We start from the raw sequence: 16,334 nt of genomic DNA, 5'->3' as shown, positions 1-16,334 counted from the left end.
CGATTTGCAACGAATGTTGTTCGATGTTGCAAACTGATAACCTTTTATTTTCACTTGGGAGAAAGGGGGTGATCGAGGTATATCTTTTTCTCCTTTCGCTATACATCCTAAGGAGTATTTCGGCGTGAAATTTTGATTTATTTCACATAGAGTTAGTGGTTTTTTATTTATTTAATGGTTTTAAGTTTTTTAACTAATGTAATTACGAAATGACCCGCAGGTTTAAGTGATTTAATTGATTTAATGAATAAAATTTGCCACGATCATATTTAATATATATGTATTTTGATTCAACATTTTAATTACATCCGTCAAAGAGGCTCGGGACAACCCGCAAGGAAAACAATGTTGCAGCTTAACGAGAATAAACAGTTTGCATTTTTCCAAAGACTGGCATTTCCGCTGCGTATCTTTTTGCTGATTCTGGTGTTCTCAATATTTGTCATTGCAGCCCTGGCGCAATATTTTACGGCCAGTTTTGAGGACTATTTAACGCTTCATGTGCGCGACATGGCAATGAATCAGGCAAAAATTATTGCTTCTAATGACAGTATCATCAGCGCAGTGAAAACGCGTGACTACAAGAGGCTGGCGACCATCGCTGACAAATTACAAAGAGATACTGATTTCGATTATGTGGTGATTGGCGACCGGCACTCGATTCGTCTTTACCATCCTAATCCGGAGAAAATTGGTTATCCTATGCAGTTCACCAAACCGGGCGCGCTGGAGAAAGGGGAGAGCTACTTCATCACCGGGAAAGGGTCAATTGGCATGGCGATGCGTGCCAAAACGCCAATCTTTGATGACGATGGAAAAGTCATCGGCGTGGTGTCGATTGGCTACCTGGTGAGTAAAATCGATAGCTGGCGGGCTGAGTTTTTATTACCGATGGCTGGCGTGTTTGTCGTGCTGTTAGGGATTCTGATGTTGCTATCGTGGTTCCTGGCCGCGCATATCCGTCGGCAGATGATGGGCATGGAGCCAAAGCAAATCGCACGCGTGGTCCGTCAGCAAGAGGCGCTGTTTAGTTCGGTTTATGAAGGGCTCATTGCGGTGGATCCGCATGGTTACATTACCGCCATCAATCGTAACGCAAGAAAGATGCTGGGTCTGAGTTCCCCCGGACGGCAATGGTTGGGTAAACCCATTGCTGAAGTGGTCAGGCCCGCCGATTTCTTTACCGAACAGATTGATGAAAAACGTCAGGATGTGGTGGCGAACTTTAACGGTCTGAGCGTTATTGCCAACCGGGAAGCTATTCGTTCTGGTGATGATTTGCTGGGGGCCATTATCAGCTTTCGTAGTAAAGACGAAATATCCACCCTCAATGCGCAACTGACGCAAATTAAACAATACGTCGAGAGCCTGCGCACATTGCGACACGAGCATCTCAATTGGATGTCGACGCTCAATGGTCTGTTGCAGATGAAAGAGTATGATCGCGTGCTGGCGATGGTGCAGGGGGAGTCTCAGGCCCAGCAACAGCTTATTGATAGCCTGCGCGAGGCGTTTGCCGATCGCCAGGTGGCGGGGCTGCTTTTTGGTAAAGTGCAGCGCGCCCGCGAACTGGGGCTAAAAATGGTCATCGTCCCCGGAAGTCAGCTTTCGCAACTGCCGCCAGGACTGGACAGCACCGAGTTTGCAGCCATTGTTGGCAATTTACTTGATAACGCCTTCGAAGCCAGCCTACGTAGCGATGAAGGAAACAAGATCGTTGAATTATTCCTCAGCGATGAAGGCGATGATGTGGTGATTGAAGTCGCCGATCAGGGCTGCGGCGTTCCAGAGTCTCTACGAGACAAAATATTTGAGCAGGGTGTCAGTACGCGTGCTGACGAGCCCGGCGAACATGGCATTGGGTTGTACTTGATTGCCAGCTACGTAACGCGCTGCGGTGGTGTTATCACTCTCGAAGATAATGATCCCTGCGGTACCTTATTTTCAATCTATATTCCGAAAGTGAAACCTAATGACAGCTCCATTAACCCTATTGATCGTTGAGGACGAAACGCCGCTGGCAGAGATGCATGCGGAATATATTCGTCACATTCCCGGATTCAGTCAGATATTACTGGCGGGAAACCTGGCGCAGGCCCGAATGATGATCGAGCGTTTTAAGCCGGGGCTAATCTTGCTCGATAACTATCTTCCTGACGGTAGAGGGATTAATTTACTGCATGAACTGGTGCAGGCGCATTATCCCGGCGACGTGGTGTTTACCACTGCAGCCAGCGATATGGAAACGGTGTCTGAAGCCGTACGTTGTGGTGTATTTGATTATCTCATTAAGCCCATTGCCTATGAACGGCTGGGGCAAACGCTAACCCGTTTCCGCCAGCGTAAACATATGCTGGAAAGTATTGATAGCGCCAGCCAGAAGCAAATTGATGAGATGTTTAATGCCTATGCTCGCGGTGAACCCAAAGACGAACTGCCGACCGGCATTGACCCCTTGACGCTAAACGCAGTGCGAAAACTGTTTAAAGAGCCTGGTGTGCAACATACGGCAGAAACGGTGGCGCAGGCACTGACTATCAGCCGCACCACTGCCAGACGTTATCTTGAATATTGCGCCAGCCGCCATCTGATTATTGCTGAAATTGTTCACGGCAAAGTTGGCAGACCGCAACGCATATACCACAGTGGGTGACATGATAAAGCCGGAGGAAACTTGCCTCCGGCATGACTATTTACTTGCCTGTGACCGCGGCTGCCGTTCCTGGCACCATCAGCTCTGTAGCAACGATAACAATCACCAGCCCAACAAGCACCGGCACCGAGGTGCGTTTTACGACTTCAAATGGTGAGATTTTCGCCATCCCGGCAACCGCAACGACTACGCCAGAAACGGGTGACAGGGTACGGCCGAGGTTTGACGCCTGCAGCATTGGGATAGTCAAATACGCCGGGTTAATGCCGGAAGAGTGCGCCAGTTTCGGGATCATCTCAACAAACGCATAAAACGGCGCATTGCCTGAACCGGTCGTGACTGCCGCCAGCATTGTCAGGATCACTAATACCAGCATCAGGATGATACTCGCCGAACCAAACGAGGTGGCGATAGAAATCAGACTTTGAATAAAGCCGATGGTGCTAAGCCCCTGAGCGAATACCCCAGCGGCAACCAGCAGCATCACCACGTTAGCAAACGCATCGGCCATCCCGCGATAAGCCACTTCCAGACCAGAGAAAACTTTCTGGGTATTAAAGCTGCGGATGAACTCCAGAATGGAGGCAATCAGCATACAAATCACCAGAATAGTGATGATGTGTAATTGCGGACCCCATTTGCCGTCAAAAATCAGCACTCCGATGATCGGCGTGAACGGCAAAATGGCATAAAACGCAGGAGCAGTAGTGGTGATTTCACTGACATCTAACATTTCATGAGAGATGTGCTCTTTTTTATCCAGATAACGTTGCCAGAAGAAGTGGGCGATCGCCATGCCGATAATTGCAGCAATTGAGATAGGCAGCGTCGTTTTGAAGGCGAAGTCAATCAGCGACATTTCGGAAGCCTGCGCCGCCAGCACCACATCCCCTGAAGTCGGTGCGAGAATAATCGCCGCCGGGGAGGCACAAATAGCAGCAGCTGCACCACGGCTGATACCAACGTTTACCATCACCGGAAACAGGGTTGCCATCAGCAAAACACCCAGACCGGTTGCGGAAGAGACGGCCAGAGACATCAGACAGGCGACAAAATAGGCGGCAATCATCAGCAGGTAAGGGGAGTTAATATACTGCAATGGTTTTGACGCCAGCTTGACCACCATATCATTCGCGCCGATATGGGTCATGTAAGCGGCAAAGCCACACAGCATCATAATCATCATGCCGAGGTCGCCGCCGCGGCTCATTAGCAATATTTTAACGTATTCAACGATATCCGTGGCGCTGTAGCCTGTTGAAGCCTGGCTGGACGGTAACACTTTGTGCCCCATAATGGCACTGATAATCAGCAATAACAGGCCACCGACAAATAACACGCCAGTGGCGGAATACCCTTTAATGATGTAGCGAGCTACACCCACAATAACCACAACCCCAATAAGGAGTTCAATGAATGTCAGCATAATTTTTCCTGTCTCCAGGCCCCAAAGTAAATAATAAAAAATTCCTAAAAACTAAGGAAAAAATATGCCCAATAAATTGGCGGTGAATGCTGATTAAAATCAAGAAAAACTGCCATTAAGACATTGAAGTTGCTGTTTTTATACGTAGATAACAAAACGCATATTTAGCGGTTGGCAAATATCACATAATAATGTGTGTAAATTGATGGTGGATTGATGCAAATTTGTTAATTGCAATGGTGTTAGCTGCGGCCATGCGCTCAAAAAATAATCTAATATGAGCATGGGTTGACGATATATATTATATACTTCGTTAAGATGATTGTTGTATCTCGTTAAAAAATAAAATAATTTTTCCTTGATTGCATTTTGTCATCAAAAAAGACTTGGTTTTTCTTTTTTGACTATTCCCATCGCAGAAAACGACGCATCATCTTTAATCGATGTGCGGAAATATTTAACTTAAACAAGCGGAAATAAATAGAGCAGCTATTCAGATTATTTTTTATGTTGGGGCTATTAAGGTTATGTTAATTGTAGCTTTGCTATGCTAGTAGTAGATTTTTGATAAATGTTTAATGGTCACAAATGAACGTGAGTAAATATGTCACTATATTTTTCTTTGTTTTTATTCAGTTAATCAGTGTTGGTAAAGTTTTTGCTAACGCTGATGAGTGGATGACAACGTTTAGAGAAAATATTGCACAAACCTGGCAACAGCCAGAACATTATGATTTATATATTCCTGCCATCACCTGGCATGCGCGTTTTGCCTATGACAAAGAAAAAACCGATCGCTATAACGAGCGACCGTGGGGTGGCGGTTTTGGTCAGTCGCGTTGGGACGAAAAAGGAAACTGGCATGGCCTGTATGCCATGGCATTTAAGGACTCGTGGAACAAATGGGAACCGATTGCCGGATACGGATGGGAAAGTACCTGGCGACCGCTGGCAGATGAAAATTTTCATTTAGGCCTGGGATTCACCGCTGGCGTAACGGCACGCGATAACTGGAATTACATCCCTCTCCCGGTTCTACTGCCATTGGCCTCTGTGGGGTATGGCCCCGCGACGTTTCAGATGACCTACATTCCGGGTACCTACAACAATGGCAATGTGTACTTTGCCTGGATGCGCTTTCAGTTTTGAGACAAATGAAGTTTTAGTAAATTCTTTAAAATCAACCACTAAAATAATTAACATCAAAAATAACGCGACTTTTATCACTTTTTAGTAAAGTTGCACTGGACAAAGCGTACCACAATTGGTGTACTGGTAACCGACACAGCATTTGTGTCTATTTTTCATGTAAAGGTAATTTTGATGTCTAAGATTAAAGGTAACGTTAAGTGGTTTAATGAGTCCAAAGGATTCGGTTTCATTACTCCGGAAGACGGCAGCAAAGACGTGTTCGTACACTTCTCTGCAATCCAGACTAATGGTTTTAAAACTCTTGCTGAAGGTCAGCGCGTAGAGTTCGAAATCACTAACGGTGCCAAAGGCCCTTCTGCTGCAAACGTAATCGCTCTGTAAGATACGTCAGCAAGAATTCAAAACCCGCTTAATCAGCGGGTTTTTTTTGGTCTTTAGTGTGCGGTTGAGGCCGAAAACAGCCAGAAAGCCAGTGCGGTCATGGCAAAAGACCCCAGAAGGTTGACGAAAACGTTCAGTAATGCCCAGCCAAAGCGACCCTCTTGTAACAAAAACACCACTTCTGCCGAAAATGTTGAGAAGGTTGTTAGACCGCCACAAAATCCGGTGGTGATTAATACTTTCCACACGGGATCAATGTTCGTCATCCTGCTGAACCAGGCGAATCCCATTCCTATGATGAATGCCCCAATCAGGTTGGCTGCCAGCGTCCCCAACGGAATCGCCTGATGCAGCGGGTTAAATCGCATACTTAACAGCCATCTCGCCACGCTTCCCGTACCACCGCCTATAAAAACTGCTAAAAGAAGTTGTAACACTGCAAAATCCTGCTATTTGATTTGTATGAGTGATAAGTGTAACGCCGAATAATCGCCGTTGGCGAATTTTACGACTCTGACAGGAGGAGGTGGCAATGCTGGTTGCCGCAGGACAGTTTGCTGTGACATCTGTGTGGGAAAAGAACGCTGAGATTTGTGCCTCGTTGATGGCGCAGGCGGCGGAAAACGACGTTTCGCTGTTTGTCCTGCCGGAAGCATTGTTGGCGCGTGATGATCATGATGCAGATCTATCGGTTAAATCAGCACAGCTGCTGGAAGGCGAATTCCTCGGACGTTTACGTCGAGAAAGTAAACGTAACATGATGACGACAATTCTGACGATTCATGTTCCTTCAACGCCGGGGCGCGCATGGAATATGCTGGTGGCGCTACAGGCAGGAAACATCGTCGCCCGTTATGCCAAACTTCATCTCTATGATGCATTTGCCATTCAGGAATCACGCCATGTTGATGCTGGTAATGAAATAGCTCCGTTACTGGAGGTGGAAGGGATGAAGGTCGGTCTGATGACCTGTTATGACTTACGCTTTCCAGAGCTGGCGCTGGCACAGGCATTACAGGGAGCTGAAATCCTGGTACTTCCTGCTGCCTGGGTTCGTGGGCCGCTCAAAGAGCATCACTGGTCAACGTTGCTTGCCGCTCGTGCGCTGGATACCACCTGTTATATGGTGGCGGCGGGGGAGTGCGGGAACAAAAATATCGGGCAAAGCCGGATTATAGATCCCTTTGGCGTCACCATTGCGGCAGCGTCAGAAATGCCTGCACTCATTATGGCGGAAGTGACGCCCGAACGTGTGCGTCAGGTGCGCGCGCAACTGCCCGTCTTAAACAACCGTCGCTTTGCGCCGCCGCAATTATTATGATGTTTTTTTACTCGGCGCTTGATTCACCTTGTTACAGATTGCTATTGTGTGCGCGCGTCGAATGACCGTTAATATTCTCTGGTTTTTAAGGCGCGTTCTGTTGCCGGTTATATGTCAAGAAGGTATCTATGGGTGAGATTAGTATTACCAAACTGCTGGTAGTTGCGGCGCTGGTCGTTCTGCTGTTTGGGACTAAGAAGTTACGTACGCTGGGCGGAGACCTTGGAGCGGCCATTAAAGGGTTCAAGAAGGCGATGAATGATGACGATGCTGCGGCGAAAAAAGGCGCAGACGTTGATCTTCAGGCTGAAAAGCTCTCTCATAAAGAGTGACGTGGCGAGCAGGACGCTCCCTCAATATCTTGTTCGATACAAAAAACCCGCTTCAAAAAGCGGGTTTTTTATCAGACAGATGTAAGTAATTATTACAGGATTACTTAACTTCCATCCCTTTCGCCTGCAAATCGGCGTGGTAAGACGAGCGGACAAACGGACCGCATGCAGCATGGGTAAAGCCCATCGCCAGCGCTTCGGCTTTCATTTCGTCGAACTCATCCGGGCTAACGTAACGTTGAACCGGCAGGTGATGGCGGCTTGGCTGCAAATATTGCCCCAGCGTTAACATCGTCACACCATGACGGCGCAGGTCGCGCATTACCTCAATAATTTCTTCATTGGTTTCACCCAGACCCACCATCAGACCAGACTTGGTCGGGATTTCCGGATGCGCTTCTTTAAAGCGTTCCAGCAGCTTCAGCGACCAGTTGTAATCTGCACCAGGCCGTACCTGACGGTAAATACGCGGTACGTTTTCCAGGTTATGGTTGAACACATCTGGTGGTGTGGCGGTCAGAATATCCAGAGCACGATCCATACGACCGCGGAAATCCGGCACCAGAGTTTCAATTTTGATTTGCGGGCTTTTTTCCCGAATGGCAGTAATGCAATCCGCAAAGTGTTGGGCACCGCCATCGCGCAGGTCATCACGGTCAACGGAGGTGATAACCACATAACGCAGCGCCATATCGGCAATGGTCTGCGCCAGTTTCACTGGTTCATTGGCATCCGGAGCTACCGGGCGACCGTGGGCAACGTCACAGAACGGACAACGGCGGGTACAAATAGCGCCGAGGATCATAAAAGTTGCTGTGCCGTGGTTGAAGCATTCCGCCAGGTTAGGGCAGGAGGCTTCCTCGCAGACAGAATGCAGGCCATTTTTGCGCATTGCGGCTTTGATGCCCTGGATACGTGTAGAGTCCGCTGGAAGCTTGATTTTCATCCATTCCGGCTTGCGCAGCAGGGCTTCGCGCTCTGTTGCCACGTTTTTAACCGGGATAAGGGCCATCTTATCGGCATCGCGGTATTTAACACCGCGTTCCATCACAATGGGTTTACTCATAGCGTGCGTGTTCCAGTTGCGAATTACGAAGGAAAGCGTTTCAATTCAATAGATTGTTGTAATTATCAACTATTTTTGAATTAACGACTGGCAGTATATCATTGAAACGGACCTGAAAGCAGCCAAAGCGGTCGCGAAAATGTAAAATTGTTGTTGGATTGTGCCATTTTTTCGTTCTTCGCTGTGATCTGGCTGTAACAATACTTTTTCAAAATGCATTCCGGATAACATCTATTACCCCGTGCAGGATGGGATCACGCAGGCTGAATTTGTTGTAGTGGATAGAGAAATCTATTTGCTCCTCATTTAAGGACGGAAAAGGCAGTTTTTCTAGCGGCCAACAACGGCTAAACAGGTTATAAAAACGGCTGGGAATAATCGCTAACATGTCACTGTTGGCAACCAGTGCAGCGATTGTCAAAATGTTGTAGCTGGTGAAACTGATTTGCCGGTCCGGAAACATCTCTTGAACTCTCTGCCGCAGACCGCTGAAATTTTGCCCTTCCGGTAACAGGAGTATATGCGCAGCGTTGTCGATAGTCTCTCTGTCATCTTCTAAAGAGAGTAGTGGATTTCCCTCACGGCAAATTAACACCATATTGTCGGTGAACAGAACATGATGTTGCACCGTACGATTGGTGCAAAACATGTTATCGATGATGAGATCGGTTTGAAACTGACTGAGTTGGTTTTCCGCGTCGCTGATGGGGGGGTTGCGCAGTAAAAGCTGCGGATAGTGAGATTTAATCGCCCGATAGATGACAGGAAGGACCAGGGCTCCGACCGAGGGGGTGGTCGCAATAGTTATCGTTCGTTGCTTATCATAGCTTCCTTCGATATCCAGCGCGCCAAGAATGGACTCAAGGCCCTGACTGATATACTCATGTAGATGCATCGCAAATGCGGTAGGAGTGACACCCTGACCTTTGCGAATAAACAATGGGTCAGGGAATATAACGCGCAGTTTCTGAATAGACTGACTGATTGCCGAGGGTGTCAGATTAAGCACTTTCGCTGCATTAACGATCCCTTTATGTACATATACAGCTTCAAAAATAGTCAGAAGGTTAAGATCAATATTTCGTAAGGTTGTAAATATTTGTGGTTTACCTTCTGACGACTTTCTGCTTAAACAGGTTTCAATTTGATTATTACTATCCACGCACTTACTCCAATTTTATTCATGGAAAAATAATATTAAAAAAAATTACAATAATCTTATGTCTAATTGGAACGGAACGCTTTTGCTCACCATAATCAACTATTTCAATAAGTTAATCAATGGGGTGAGTTACGGAGCAAGGCGTAGCATCGCATTTCTGCAAGTGATAAAGAAAATATACAAACGCGAAGGAGATGTAAAGCATTAGCAGGTATTATGAGTAATGACCCAGTGTAAATTGGGCCATTGATGTATGCAATTAAGCGGTAATATATTCGAAGTCAGGATTGTTTAGTAGCGCTAAAATATTTTCCAGTAAACGCGGTGCAATATTATTAGTCGTCGCTTCGGGTTTCCATTGTGATATTTTAGCCATTTCCATTCCGGCATACCCACAAGGATTAATACGTAAAAATGGTGAAAGATCCATATTGACGTTTAATGCCAGACCGTGGAATGAACAACCGCGTCGAATACGTAAACCCAGTGAGCAAATTTTCTTTTCCCCGACATAGACACCAGGCGCGTCAGCCCGAGGATGCGCTTCTATACCCAGTTCAGCCAGGGTATTCACCACTGTTTGCTCAAGCAAGGTCACCAGTTCACGCACACCGAGTTTACGGCGTTTCAGGTTAAGCAACACATACATCACCTGTTGCCCCGGCCCGTGATAAGTCACCTGCCCACCGCGATCGCTCTGAATCACCGGAATATCACCCGGCATTAAAATGTGCTCCGCTTTTCCTGCCTGCCCTTGGGTAAATACCGGATAGTGCTCGACCAGCCAGATTTCATCAAGGGTACTTTCATCGCGGGTATCGGTGAATTCATGCATAGCCTGGGAGATTGGCTCGTAAGGCTGAAGACCGAGCTGGCGGACAAGAATTTTATCCTGATACAAAACGGCATCTCCGTGGAGAATGAGTAAAAGTGGGGGAAAAGTATATCACAGCGAGGAGAGGGGAGTTACCCGACCAGGAGCCGGGTAACGGAGAAGCGAGTTACAGAACCATGCGGACAATATCGATTTTGCCCAGTTCTTCATACAGTGTTTCAACCTGCTCGATATGAGTCGCGTTGATAGTGATAGATACCGAGTGGTAGTTGCCTTTGCTGCTTGGTTTTACCGTTGGGGTGTAGTCACCTGGCGCATGGCGCTGTACCACTTCAACCACCTGATCAACCAGCTCAGGTAACGCCTGCCCCATAACTTTGTAAGTAAAAGGAGTAGGGAATTCAAGCAGTTCGTTAAGTTTGGTTTTCATGTCAGCTCCGGCGTAACGTAATTAAATAGCAACTCCCGCCAGAAGGCGGGAGTTTTTTACTGATGCTTAGTATATGGGGACGGAAATTACACTTTCAAGTGTTCGATTTTTAACCAAACCAGTGATGGAACATTAATTTAATGTAATCAATGATTTTGCCGAAGAAGTTGCCTTCCGGGATTTCTTGCAGCACAACCAGCGGGCGTTGTTCGATCGTTTTGCCATCAAGCTGGAAGTTGATAGTACCGACGACCTGATTCTTTTGCAGCGGCGCATGCAATTCACTACTGTTCAGCACATAGCTGGCTTTCAGATCTTTCATGCGGCCACGCGGAATGGTCAGATATACGTCTTTATCAACACCTAACGAAGCGCGATCAGAATCACCAAACCAAACCGGTTCAGAGGCGAACTCTTTACCTACTTTCAGTGGGTTAACGGTTTCGAAGAAACGGAAGCCCCAGGTTAGCAGTTTTTTACTTTCGGCTTCACGGCCTTTAAAAGTACGTCCGCCCATCACCGCAGAGATCAAGCGCATCTGGCCTTCAGTCGCAGAAGCAACAAGGTTGTAACCTGCTTTGTCAGTGTGTCCGGTTTTGATGCCGTCGACATTCAGGCTGTTATCCCATAACAGGCCGTTACGGTTCAGCTGGCGAATACCGTTAAACGTAAATTCTTTTTCTTTATAGATCGAGTATTCATTCGGTACGTCACGGATCAACGCCTGGCCGATCAGCGCCATATCTCGCGCGGAGCTGTACTGACCATCAGCATCCAGACCATGTACCGTCTGGAAATGGGTATTTTTCAGGCCCAGGGCGTTAACGTAGCTGTTCATCAAGCCAACAAAAGCGTCCTGGCTACCAGCGGCAAAATCGGCCATGGCGACACAAGCATCGTTACCCGATTGCAGGTTAATACCGCGGATTAGCTGAGAAACCGGAACCTGCATGCCCGGTTTGAGGAACATCAGTGAAGAACCTTTAAACACCGGGTTACCGGTGGCCCATGCGTCGTTGCCGATAGTGACTAAATCAGTTTCTTTAAATTTACCGGCTTTCATTGCCTGGCCGATAACGTAACTGGTCATCATTTTGGTCAGGCTGGCAGGATCGCGGCGGACATCTGCGTTCTGTTCGGCGAGCACTTTGCCGGAGTTATAGTCAATCAGGATGTAGGACTCCGCATCGATCTGCGGTACACCCGGGATCATAGTTTTGATATTCAGGTCATCGGCATGTGCAGCAGAGATAAAGGCTGTGCAAAGAGCCGTGGTGAGCGCCAGGCGCTTCATGATACGAGCGGAAAAAATGGTATTCATGGTCTGAACTACGACATCCGTGATGGAATTAAAAAAAGTGCCCTACTATAGCAAATGCACTACCGGCAGGCATCTGACTTTCCGCGTGACTTTGTTAACGTCATTTACAGAAATTGACACATCAGATGCCTGCTTTACGCTACTGCGCGGTGGTAATAAATGACTGTAATTGGGCTTCGGTTTGCAAACGTTGCTGCAAGGTACTGGCTTCGGCTTTGCTGGCGAATGGGCCAAGCTGGATCCGCCAGACCGCGCCATTTTGAGTTACGCGACCGGGGACGCCGAACTTCTGTCCCAGTTGCTGTTGGTACTGTTGCGCACGAGCCTGATCGCTAACGGCCCCGACTTGCACCATAAAGTTGCCGCTGGCGCTTTGCGAGGCGGCTTGCGGTGTCACCATTGCAGGTGAGGTTGCAGGCGTTGTCGACGGAGCTGTAACAACGGGCTGTGGCGCAGGCGTCGGTTCGCTGCCTTCCAGTACACCAGGCGCTAAGGTCGTTGGTGCGCCGAGGAAACCGCTGCTGGTTACCGGCGCGCCAGTCGGATCTTCGCTTTTTAGCGTCGAATTACTGACCGGAAGAATGTCACCCTGCGGGCCAGACACTGAACTTGTTCCCGCGCCGCCGCTTAAATCGGGAGGTGCAGGCAGGGCGTAAGTCTGTTTAGCAACTGTGGTACAGGCCATACCAGGACCAGAAAGCGAACCATCCTGGGCGACAATAATCGGATCGATACGAACTTTGGTGTTGTTTGACGTGTTAAGACGGTCAGCTGCCGCGCGAGAAAGCGAAATAACGCGGTCGTTGCCGTAAGGACCGCGATCATTAATGCGCACCACGATCATTCGCCCGTTAGCCAGGTTAGTGATTCTGGCGTAGCTGGGGATCGGAAGCGTTGGATGGGCCGCCGTCAACTGTGTCGGATCGAAAGCTTCGCCAGAGGCCGTCAGGTTACTGCCGGGTTCGGCATCATAGATTGCCGCCAGTCCCGCCTGGCTAAATCGAGACGGATCCTGCACGATTTTGTAGCTTTTACCGTCGCGCTGGTAATCCTGATTTGCCGTCGCGTTCAGTGGTTCGAAACGCGGGTCCGCCCCGCTAATTTCAACTATGGGGCCGTTACATACCGCAGGCTGCGGTACACTTACCGTCTGTTGCTGACCATCATCGCTTGTACATGCCGCGAGCATTCCTGCCGCGATGCAGATCCCGAGCCACTGCTTACGCATTGCGCACCTCTTACACGCTTTTCGACAACATTTTCCTGTGGGTGTGGATTGACATTACAATCCCGAACCCAGCCATCAGCACAATTAGCGCCGATCCTCCATAACTGACCAGTGGGAGCGGAACCCCTACAACCGGCAGAATACCGCTTACCATACCAATATTTACGAAGACATAAACGAATAATATCAGCATTAAGCCGCCAGCCATGACGCGACCAAAGGTGGTTTGCGCTCTGGCGGCTATCCACAGCCCGCGCATGATCAGCAGAATGTAAAGAGCGAGCAGAATCAAAATGCCCACTAATCCCAGCTCTTCCGCCAGTACCGCGAAGATAAAGTCGGTATGGCGTTCGGGGAGAAATTCAAGCTGTGACTGAGTACCGTGCAGCCAGCCTTTGCCGCGTAATCCGCCGGAGCCAATAGCAATTTTAGATTGAATAATATGATAGCCCGCGCCGAGTGGGTCTGATTCCGGGTCCAGGAGCATCATTACGCGCTGGCGCTGGTAATCATGCATCAGGAAGAACCACAGAATCGGAATGAACGCCGCTACCAGCACTACTGCGACGCCAATCAGACGCCAGCTAAGGCCAGAGAGGAACAGTACAAACAGGCCGGAAAGCGCAACGAGGATTGATGTTCCCAGGTCAGGCTGTGCAGCCACCAGCAGCGTGGGCATAAATATCAGTACCAGCGCGATAGCTGTATTCTTCAATGAAGGTGGGCAAACGTCGCGGTTGATAAAGCGTGCAACCATCAACGGTACGGCTATCTTGGCAATTTCCGACGGTTGAAAACGAACAATACCGAGGTCCAGCCAGCGTTGAGCGCCTTTAGAGATGGCACCGAAAGCATCTACCGCCACCAGCAAAATAATACAGATGATATAGAGATAGGGGGCCCAGCCTTCATAAACGCGTGGAGGAATTTGCGCCATCACCACCATGATGACCAGACCCATCGCGATTTGGCCGATTTTACGCTCCATCATGCCAATATCCTGACCGCTGGCGCTCCAGATAACCAGGGCGCTGTAAACCAGCAATGCCAGTAAAATCAGCAGCATTGTGGGATCGAGATGGACTTTATCCCAGAATGTTTTTTTATTCGGATTATCCGTCATGATTAATGGTCCTCCGCTGCGGCAACCGCTGGATTTTCCGCAGGCAGATCGGTGTTGTTATCACCCAGCATAATGTGGTCGAGGATCTGGCGCATCAGCGTACCAACCGCCGGACCCGCACCGCCGTTCTCCAGAATCATGGCGACAGCGACTTGCGGATTGTTGTATGGCGCAAAGGCGGTCATCAGTTTGTGGTCACGTAAACGCTCGGCAATTTTGTGCGCATTATAGGTTTCGTTCGCTTTCAGACCGAAGACCTGAGCGGTACCGGATTTCGCCGCAATTTTGTACGGTGCGCTGGCAAAATATTTATGCGCCGTACCGTTAGGGCGGTTAGCAACACCGTACATACCGTCTTTCGCCAGCTCCCAGTAACCGGAATGAATATCGCCGACGGGCGGTTCATGCGGTTGTACCCATGGCACCTGTTTGCCGTCTTCGGCGGTGCTCATCAGCAAATGCGGAACCTTCACGATACCGTCATTAATCAGGATCATCAGTGCCTTACTCATCTGGATAGGGGTCGCCGTCCAGTAACCCTGACCGATACCAACCGGAATGGTGTCACCCTGATACCACGGTTTTTTAAAGCGTTTCTGTTTCCATTCGCGGGTAGGCATATTGCCGGAACGTTCTTCCGCCAGGTCGATACCGGTGTAATGACCATAACCGAATTTACCCATCCATTCGGAGAGGCGATCGATTCCCATATCGTAGGCCACCTGATAGAAGAAGGTATCCGCAGATTCTTCCAGCGATCTTGTGACATTCAGACGCCCGTGGCCCCATTTTTTCCAGTCACGATAACGTTTTTCCGAACCTGGCAGTTGCCACCAGCCTGGGTCAAACAGCGTCGTATTGCGCGTGATCACTCCGGCGCTCAATGCCGAAACCGCCACATAGGGTTTAACTGTAGACGCGGGAGGATAAACCCCCTGTGTGGCGCGGTTCACCAGCGGTGTATTCGGGTCGTTCAGCAAGGCGGAATAATCTTTGCTGGAGATACCGTCAACAAACAGGTTTGGGTCATAACTAGGCGTGGAAACCAGCGCCAGCACCCCACCTGTACGCGGATCGGTGACTACCACAGCTGCGCGGCTACCCGCCAGCAGCGTTTCAATATATTGCTGGAGTTTGAGATCCAGCGTCAGGTAAATATCGTGTCCGGCTTGCGGTGGCACTTCTTTTAACTGGCGGATAACACGCCCACGGTTGTTAACTTCAACCTCTTCATAACCGGTCTGACCGTGCAGCACGTCTTCATAGTAACGCTCAATGCCCAGCTTACCGATATCATGCGTTGCCGCATAGTTGGCCAGTTTGCCGTCATTATTCAGGCGTTCGACGTCTTTATCGTTGATTTTCGACACATAGCCGATGACGTGGGTCAACGCCGAACCGTAAGGATAGTAACGACGTTTATAGCCTTTAACTTCAACACCCGGAAAACGGTACTGATTGACGGCAAAGCGCGCCACTTGTACTTCGGTCAGGTTAGTTTTCACCGGAATGGAGGTGAAACGGTGTGAACGTGCGCGCTCTTTTCGGAATGCAGCAATATCGTCATCGGTCAGATCAACCACGCTGCGCAAAGCGTCCAGCGTTTGCTGCACGTTATCGACTTTCTCCGGCATCATTTCTATCTGGTAGATAGTGCGGTTGAGAGCCAGAGGGATACCGTTACGGTCGTAGATAATGCCGCGGCTGGGTGCGATAGGCACCAGCTTAATGCGGTTTTCATTAGAGCGGGTCTGGTAGTCGGTAAAGCGAACAATTTGCAGATTATACAGGTTGGCGATAAGCACGCCGGTCAGCAGCAAAATCCCCAAAAAGGCGACCAGCGCCCGGCGCACAAACAGCGCGGACTCTGCCGTATAGTCGCGAAAAGAGTTCTGTAGTTTCAT

At 48.9% G+C, this 16,334-nt stretch carries 16 protein-coding genes; 6 read left to right on the top strand and 10 right to left on the bottom strand.

The window, feature by feature from the left end:
• Positions 1-345 precede the first annotated feature (345 nt).
• Both dpiB and dpiA read left to right on the top strand, forming a co-directional pair.
• A complete protein-coding gene (dpiB, locus tag ACJHYW_RS08605; RefSeq protein ID WP_001305557.1) occupies positions 346-2,004 on the top strand; it encodes a sensor histidine kinase DpiB in 1,659 nt (552 codons plus the stop codon).
• Positions 1,973-2,653 (top strand): two-component response regulator DpiA, encoded by a 681-nt coding sequence (gene dpiA / locus ACJHYW_RS08600; protein WP_000126500.1) that lies wholly within the window; start codon positions 1,973-1,975, stop codon positions 2,651-2,653. The genes dpiB and dpiA overlap by 32 nt, the downstream gene beginning before the upstream one ends.
• A gap of 40 nt (positions 2,654-2,693) precedes the next feature.
• Here dpiA and dcuC read toward each other — a convergent pair whose 3' ends face one another.
• A complete protein-coding gene (gene dcuC, locus ACJHYW_RS08595) occupies positions 2,694-4,079 on the bottom strand; it encodes an anaerobic C4-dicarboxylate transporter DcuC (protein WP_000955057.1) in 1,386 nt (461 codons plus the stop codon).
• Between the two features lie 588 nt (positions 4,080-4,667).
• Between dcuC and pagP the strand changes: the two genes are divergently transcribed.
• Together pagP and cspE are read left to right on the top strand one after the other, a co-directional pair.
• On the top strand, positions 4,668-5,228 hold the full coding sequence (gene pagP, locus ACJHYW_RS08590; RefSeq protein WP_001103097.1) for a lipid IV(A) palmitoyltransferase PagP: 561 nt from the start codon (positions 4,668-4,670) through the stop codon (positions 5,226-5,228).
• 174 nt (positions 5,229-5,402) lie between these two features.
• The gene (cspE, locus tag ACJHYW_RS08585; protein WP_000034825.1) at positions 5,403-5,612 is read left to right on the top strand and encodes a transcription antiterminator/RNA stability regulator CspE; all 210 of its coding nucleotides are present in this window, start codon (positions 5,403-5,405) and stop codon (positions 5,610-5,612) included.
• 53 nt (positions 5,613-5,665) lie between these two features.
• On the opposite strand, the gene crcB is transcribed toward cspE, so the two are convergent.
• Positions 5,666-6,049, bottom strand: a complete 384-nt coding sequence (crcB, locus tag ACJHYW_RS08580; protein WP_000939738.1) for a fluoride efflux transporter CrcB — start codon at positions 6,047-6,049, stop codon at positions 5,666-5,668.
• Positions 6,050-6,144: 95 nt separating this feature from the next.
• Between crcB and ACJHYW_RS08575 the strand changes: the two genes are divergently transcribed.
• A complete protein-coding gene (locus ACJHYW_RS08575; RefSeq protein ID WP_001305561.1) occupies positions 6,145-6,933 on the top strand; it encodes a deaminated glutathione amidase in 789 nt (262 codons plus the stop codon).
• 128 nt (positions 6,934-7,061) lie between these two features.
• Complete coding sequence (tatE, locus tag ACJHYW_RS08570; RefSeq protein ID WP_000503931.1) at positions 7,062-7,265, top strand: twin-arginine translocase subunit TatE; 204 nt, start codon at positions 7,062-7,064, stop codon at positions 7,263-7,265.
• Positions 7,266-7,365: 100 nt separating this feature from the next.
• Here tatE and lipA read toward each other — a convergent pair whose 3' ends face one another.
• The 8 genes from lipA to mrdA all read right to left on the bottom strand — a co-directional run bounded on the left by lipA (position 7,366) and on the right by mrdA (position 16,334).
• Positions 7,366-8,331 carry a lipoyl synthase gene (gene lipA, locus ACJHYW_RS08565; RefSeq protein ID WP_000042632.1) on the bottom strand — a complete coding sequence of 322 codons (966 nt, stop codon included), beginning with the start codon at positions 8,329-8,331 and terminating at the stop codon, positions 7,366-7,368.
• A 208-nt stretch (positions 8,332-8,539) separates the two neighbouring features.
• On the bottom strand, positions 8,540-9,493 hold the full coding sequence (locus ACJHYW_RS08560; RefSeq protein ID WP_000378058.1) for a YbeF family transcriptional regulator: 954 nt from the start codon (positions 9,491-9,493) through the stop codon (positions 8,540-8,542).
• 259 nt (positions 9,494-9,752) lie between these two features.
• Positions 9,753-10,394 (bottom strand): lipoyl(octanoyl) transferase LipB, encoded by a 642-nt coding sequence (lipB, locus tag ACJHYW_RS08555; protein ID WP_000284040.1) that lies wholly within the window; start codon positions 10,392-10,394, stop codon positions 9,753-9,755.
• A 100-nt stretch (positions 10,395-10,494) separates the two neighbouring features.
• Positions 10,495-10,758 (bottom strand): DUF493 family protein YbeD, encoded by a 264-nt coding sequence (gene ybeD / locus ACJHYW_RS08550; protein ID WP_000850550.1) that lies wholly within the window; start codon positions 10,756-10,758, stop codon positions 10,495-10,497.
• Between the two features lie 109 nt (positions 10,759-10,867).
• Positions 10,868-12,079 (bottom strand): D-alanyl-D-alanine carboxypeptidase DacA, encoded by a 1,212-nt coding sequence (gene dacA / locus ACJHYW_RS08545; protein WP_001092082.1) that lies wholly within the window; start codon positions 12,077-12,079, stop codon positions 10,868-10,870.
• Positions 12,080-12,218: 139 nt separating this feature from the next.
• A complete protein-coding gene (rlpA, locus tag ACJHYW_RS08540) occupies positions 12,219-13,307 on the bottom strand; it encodes an endolytic peptidoglycan transglycosylase RlpA (protein ID WP_001231428.1) in 1,089 nt (362 codons plus the stop codon).
• Positions 13,308-13,317: 10 nt separating this feature from the next.
• Complete coding sequence (mrdB, locus tag ACJHYW_RS08535) at positions 13,318-14,430, bottom strand: peptidoglycan glycosyltransferase MrdB (RefSeq protein ID WP_000131717.1); 1,113 nt, start codon at positions 14,428-14,430, stop codon at positions 13,318-13,320.
• A 2-nt stretch (positions 14,431-14,432) separates the two neighbouring features.
• Complete coding sequence (mrdA, locus tag ACJHYW_RS08530) at positions 14,433-16,334, bottom strand: peptidoglycan DD-transpeptidase MrdA (RefSeq protein ID WP_000776191.1); 1,902 nt, start codon at positions 16,332-16,334, stop codon at positions 14,433-14,435.

It is taken from the genome of Escherichia sp. WS3063, from assembly GCF_046486595.1.
GTDB classification, from domain to species: domain Bacteria; phylum Pseudomonadota; class Gammaproteobacteria; order Enterobacterales; family Enterobacteriaceae; genus Escherichia; species Escherichia coli.
Note: the sequence above shows the minus strand (reverse complement) of the source record. Positions and strands in the feature narration are given on the sequence as shown.

What these genes read in the sequence shown, in the direction of transcription:
- ACJHYW_RS08575 (WP_001305561.1), top strand. Translation starts at nt 6,145, where the DNA reads ATGCTGGTTGCCGCAGGACAGTTTGCTGTGACATCTGTGTGGGAAAAG.
- mrdB (WP_000131717.1), bottom strand. Translation starts at nt 14,430, where the DNA reads ATGACGGATAATCCGAATAAAAAAACATTCTGGGATAAAGTCCATCTC.
- dcuC (WP_000955057.1), bottom strand. Translation starts at nt 4,079, where the DNA reads ATGCTGACATTCATTGAACTCCTTATTGGGGTTGTGGTTATTGTGGGT.
- cspE (WP_000034825.1), top strand. Translation starts at nt 5,403, where the DNA reads ATGTCTAAGATTAAAGGTAACGTTAAGTGGTTTAATGAGTCCAAAGGA.
- lipA (WP_000042632.1), bottom strand. Translation starts at nt 8,331, where the DNA reads ATGAGTAAACCCATTGTGATGGAACGCGGTGTTAAATACCGCGATGCC.
- mrdA (WP_000776191.1), bottom strand. Translation starts at nt 16,334, where the DNA reads ATGAAACTACAGAACTCTTTTCGCGACTATACGGCAGAGTCCGCGCTG.
- dpiA (WP_000126500.1), top strand. Translation starts at nt 1,973, where the DNA reads ATGACAGCTCCATTAACCCTATTGATCGTTGAGGACGAAACGCCGCTG.
- ybeD (WP_000850550.1), bottom strand. Translation starts at nt 10,758, where the DNA reads ATGAAAACCAAACTTAACGAACTGCTTGAATTCCCTACTCCTTTTACT.
- pagP (WP_001103097.1), top strand. Translation starts at nt 4,668, where the DNA reads ATGAACGTGAGTAAATATGTCACTATATTTTTCTTTGTTTTTATTCAG.
- dacA (WP_001092082.1), bottom strand. Translation starts at nt 12,079, where the DNA reads ATGAATACCATTTTTTCCGCTCGTATCATGAAGCGCCTGGCGCTCACC.
- rlpA (WP_001231428.1), bottom strand. Translation starts at nt 13,307, where the DNA reads ATGCGTAAGCAGTGGCTCGGGATCTGCATCGCGGCAGGAATGCTCGCG.
- tatE (WP_000503931.1), top strand. Translation starts at nt 7,062, where the DNA reads ATGGGTGAGATTAGTATTACCAAACTGCTGGTAGTTGCGGCGCTGGTC.
- dpiB (WP_001305557.1), top strand. Translation starts at nt 346, where the DNA reads ATGTTGCAGCTTAACGAGAATAAACAGTTTGCATTTTTCCAAAGACTG.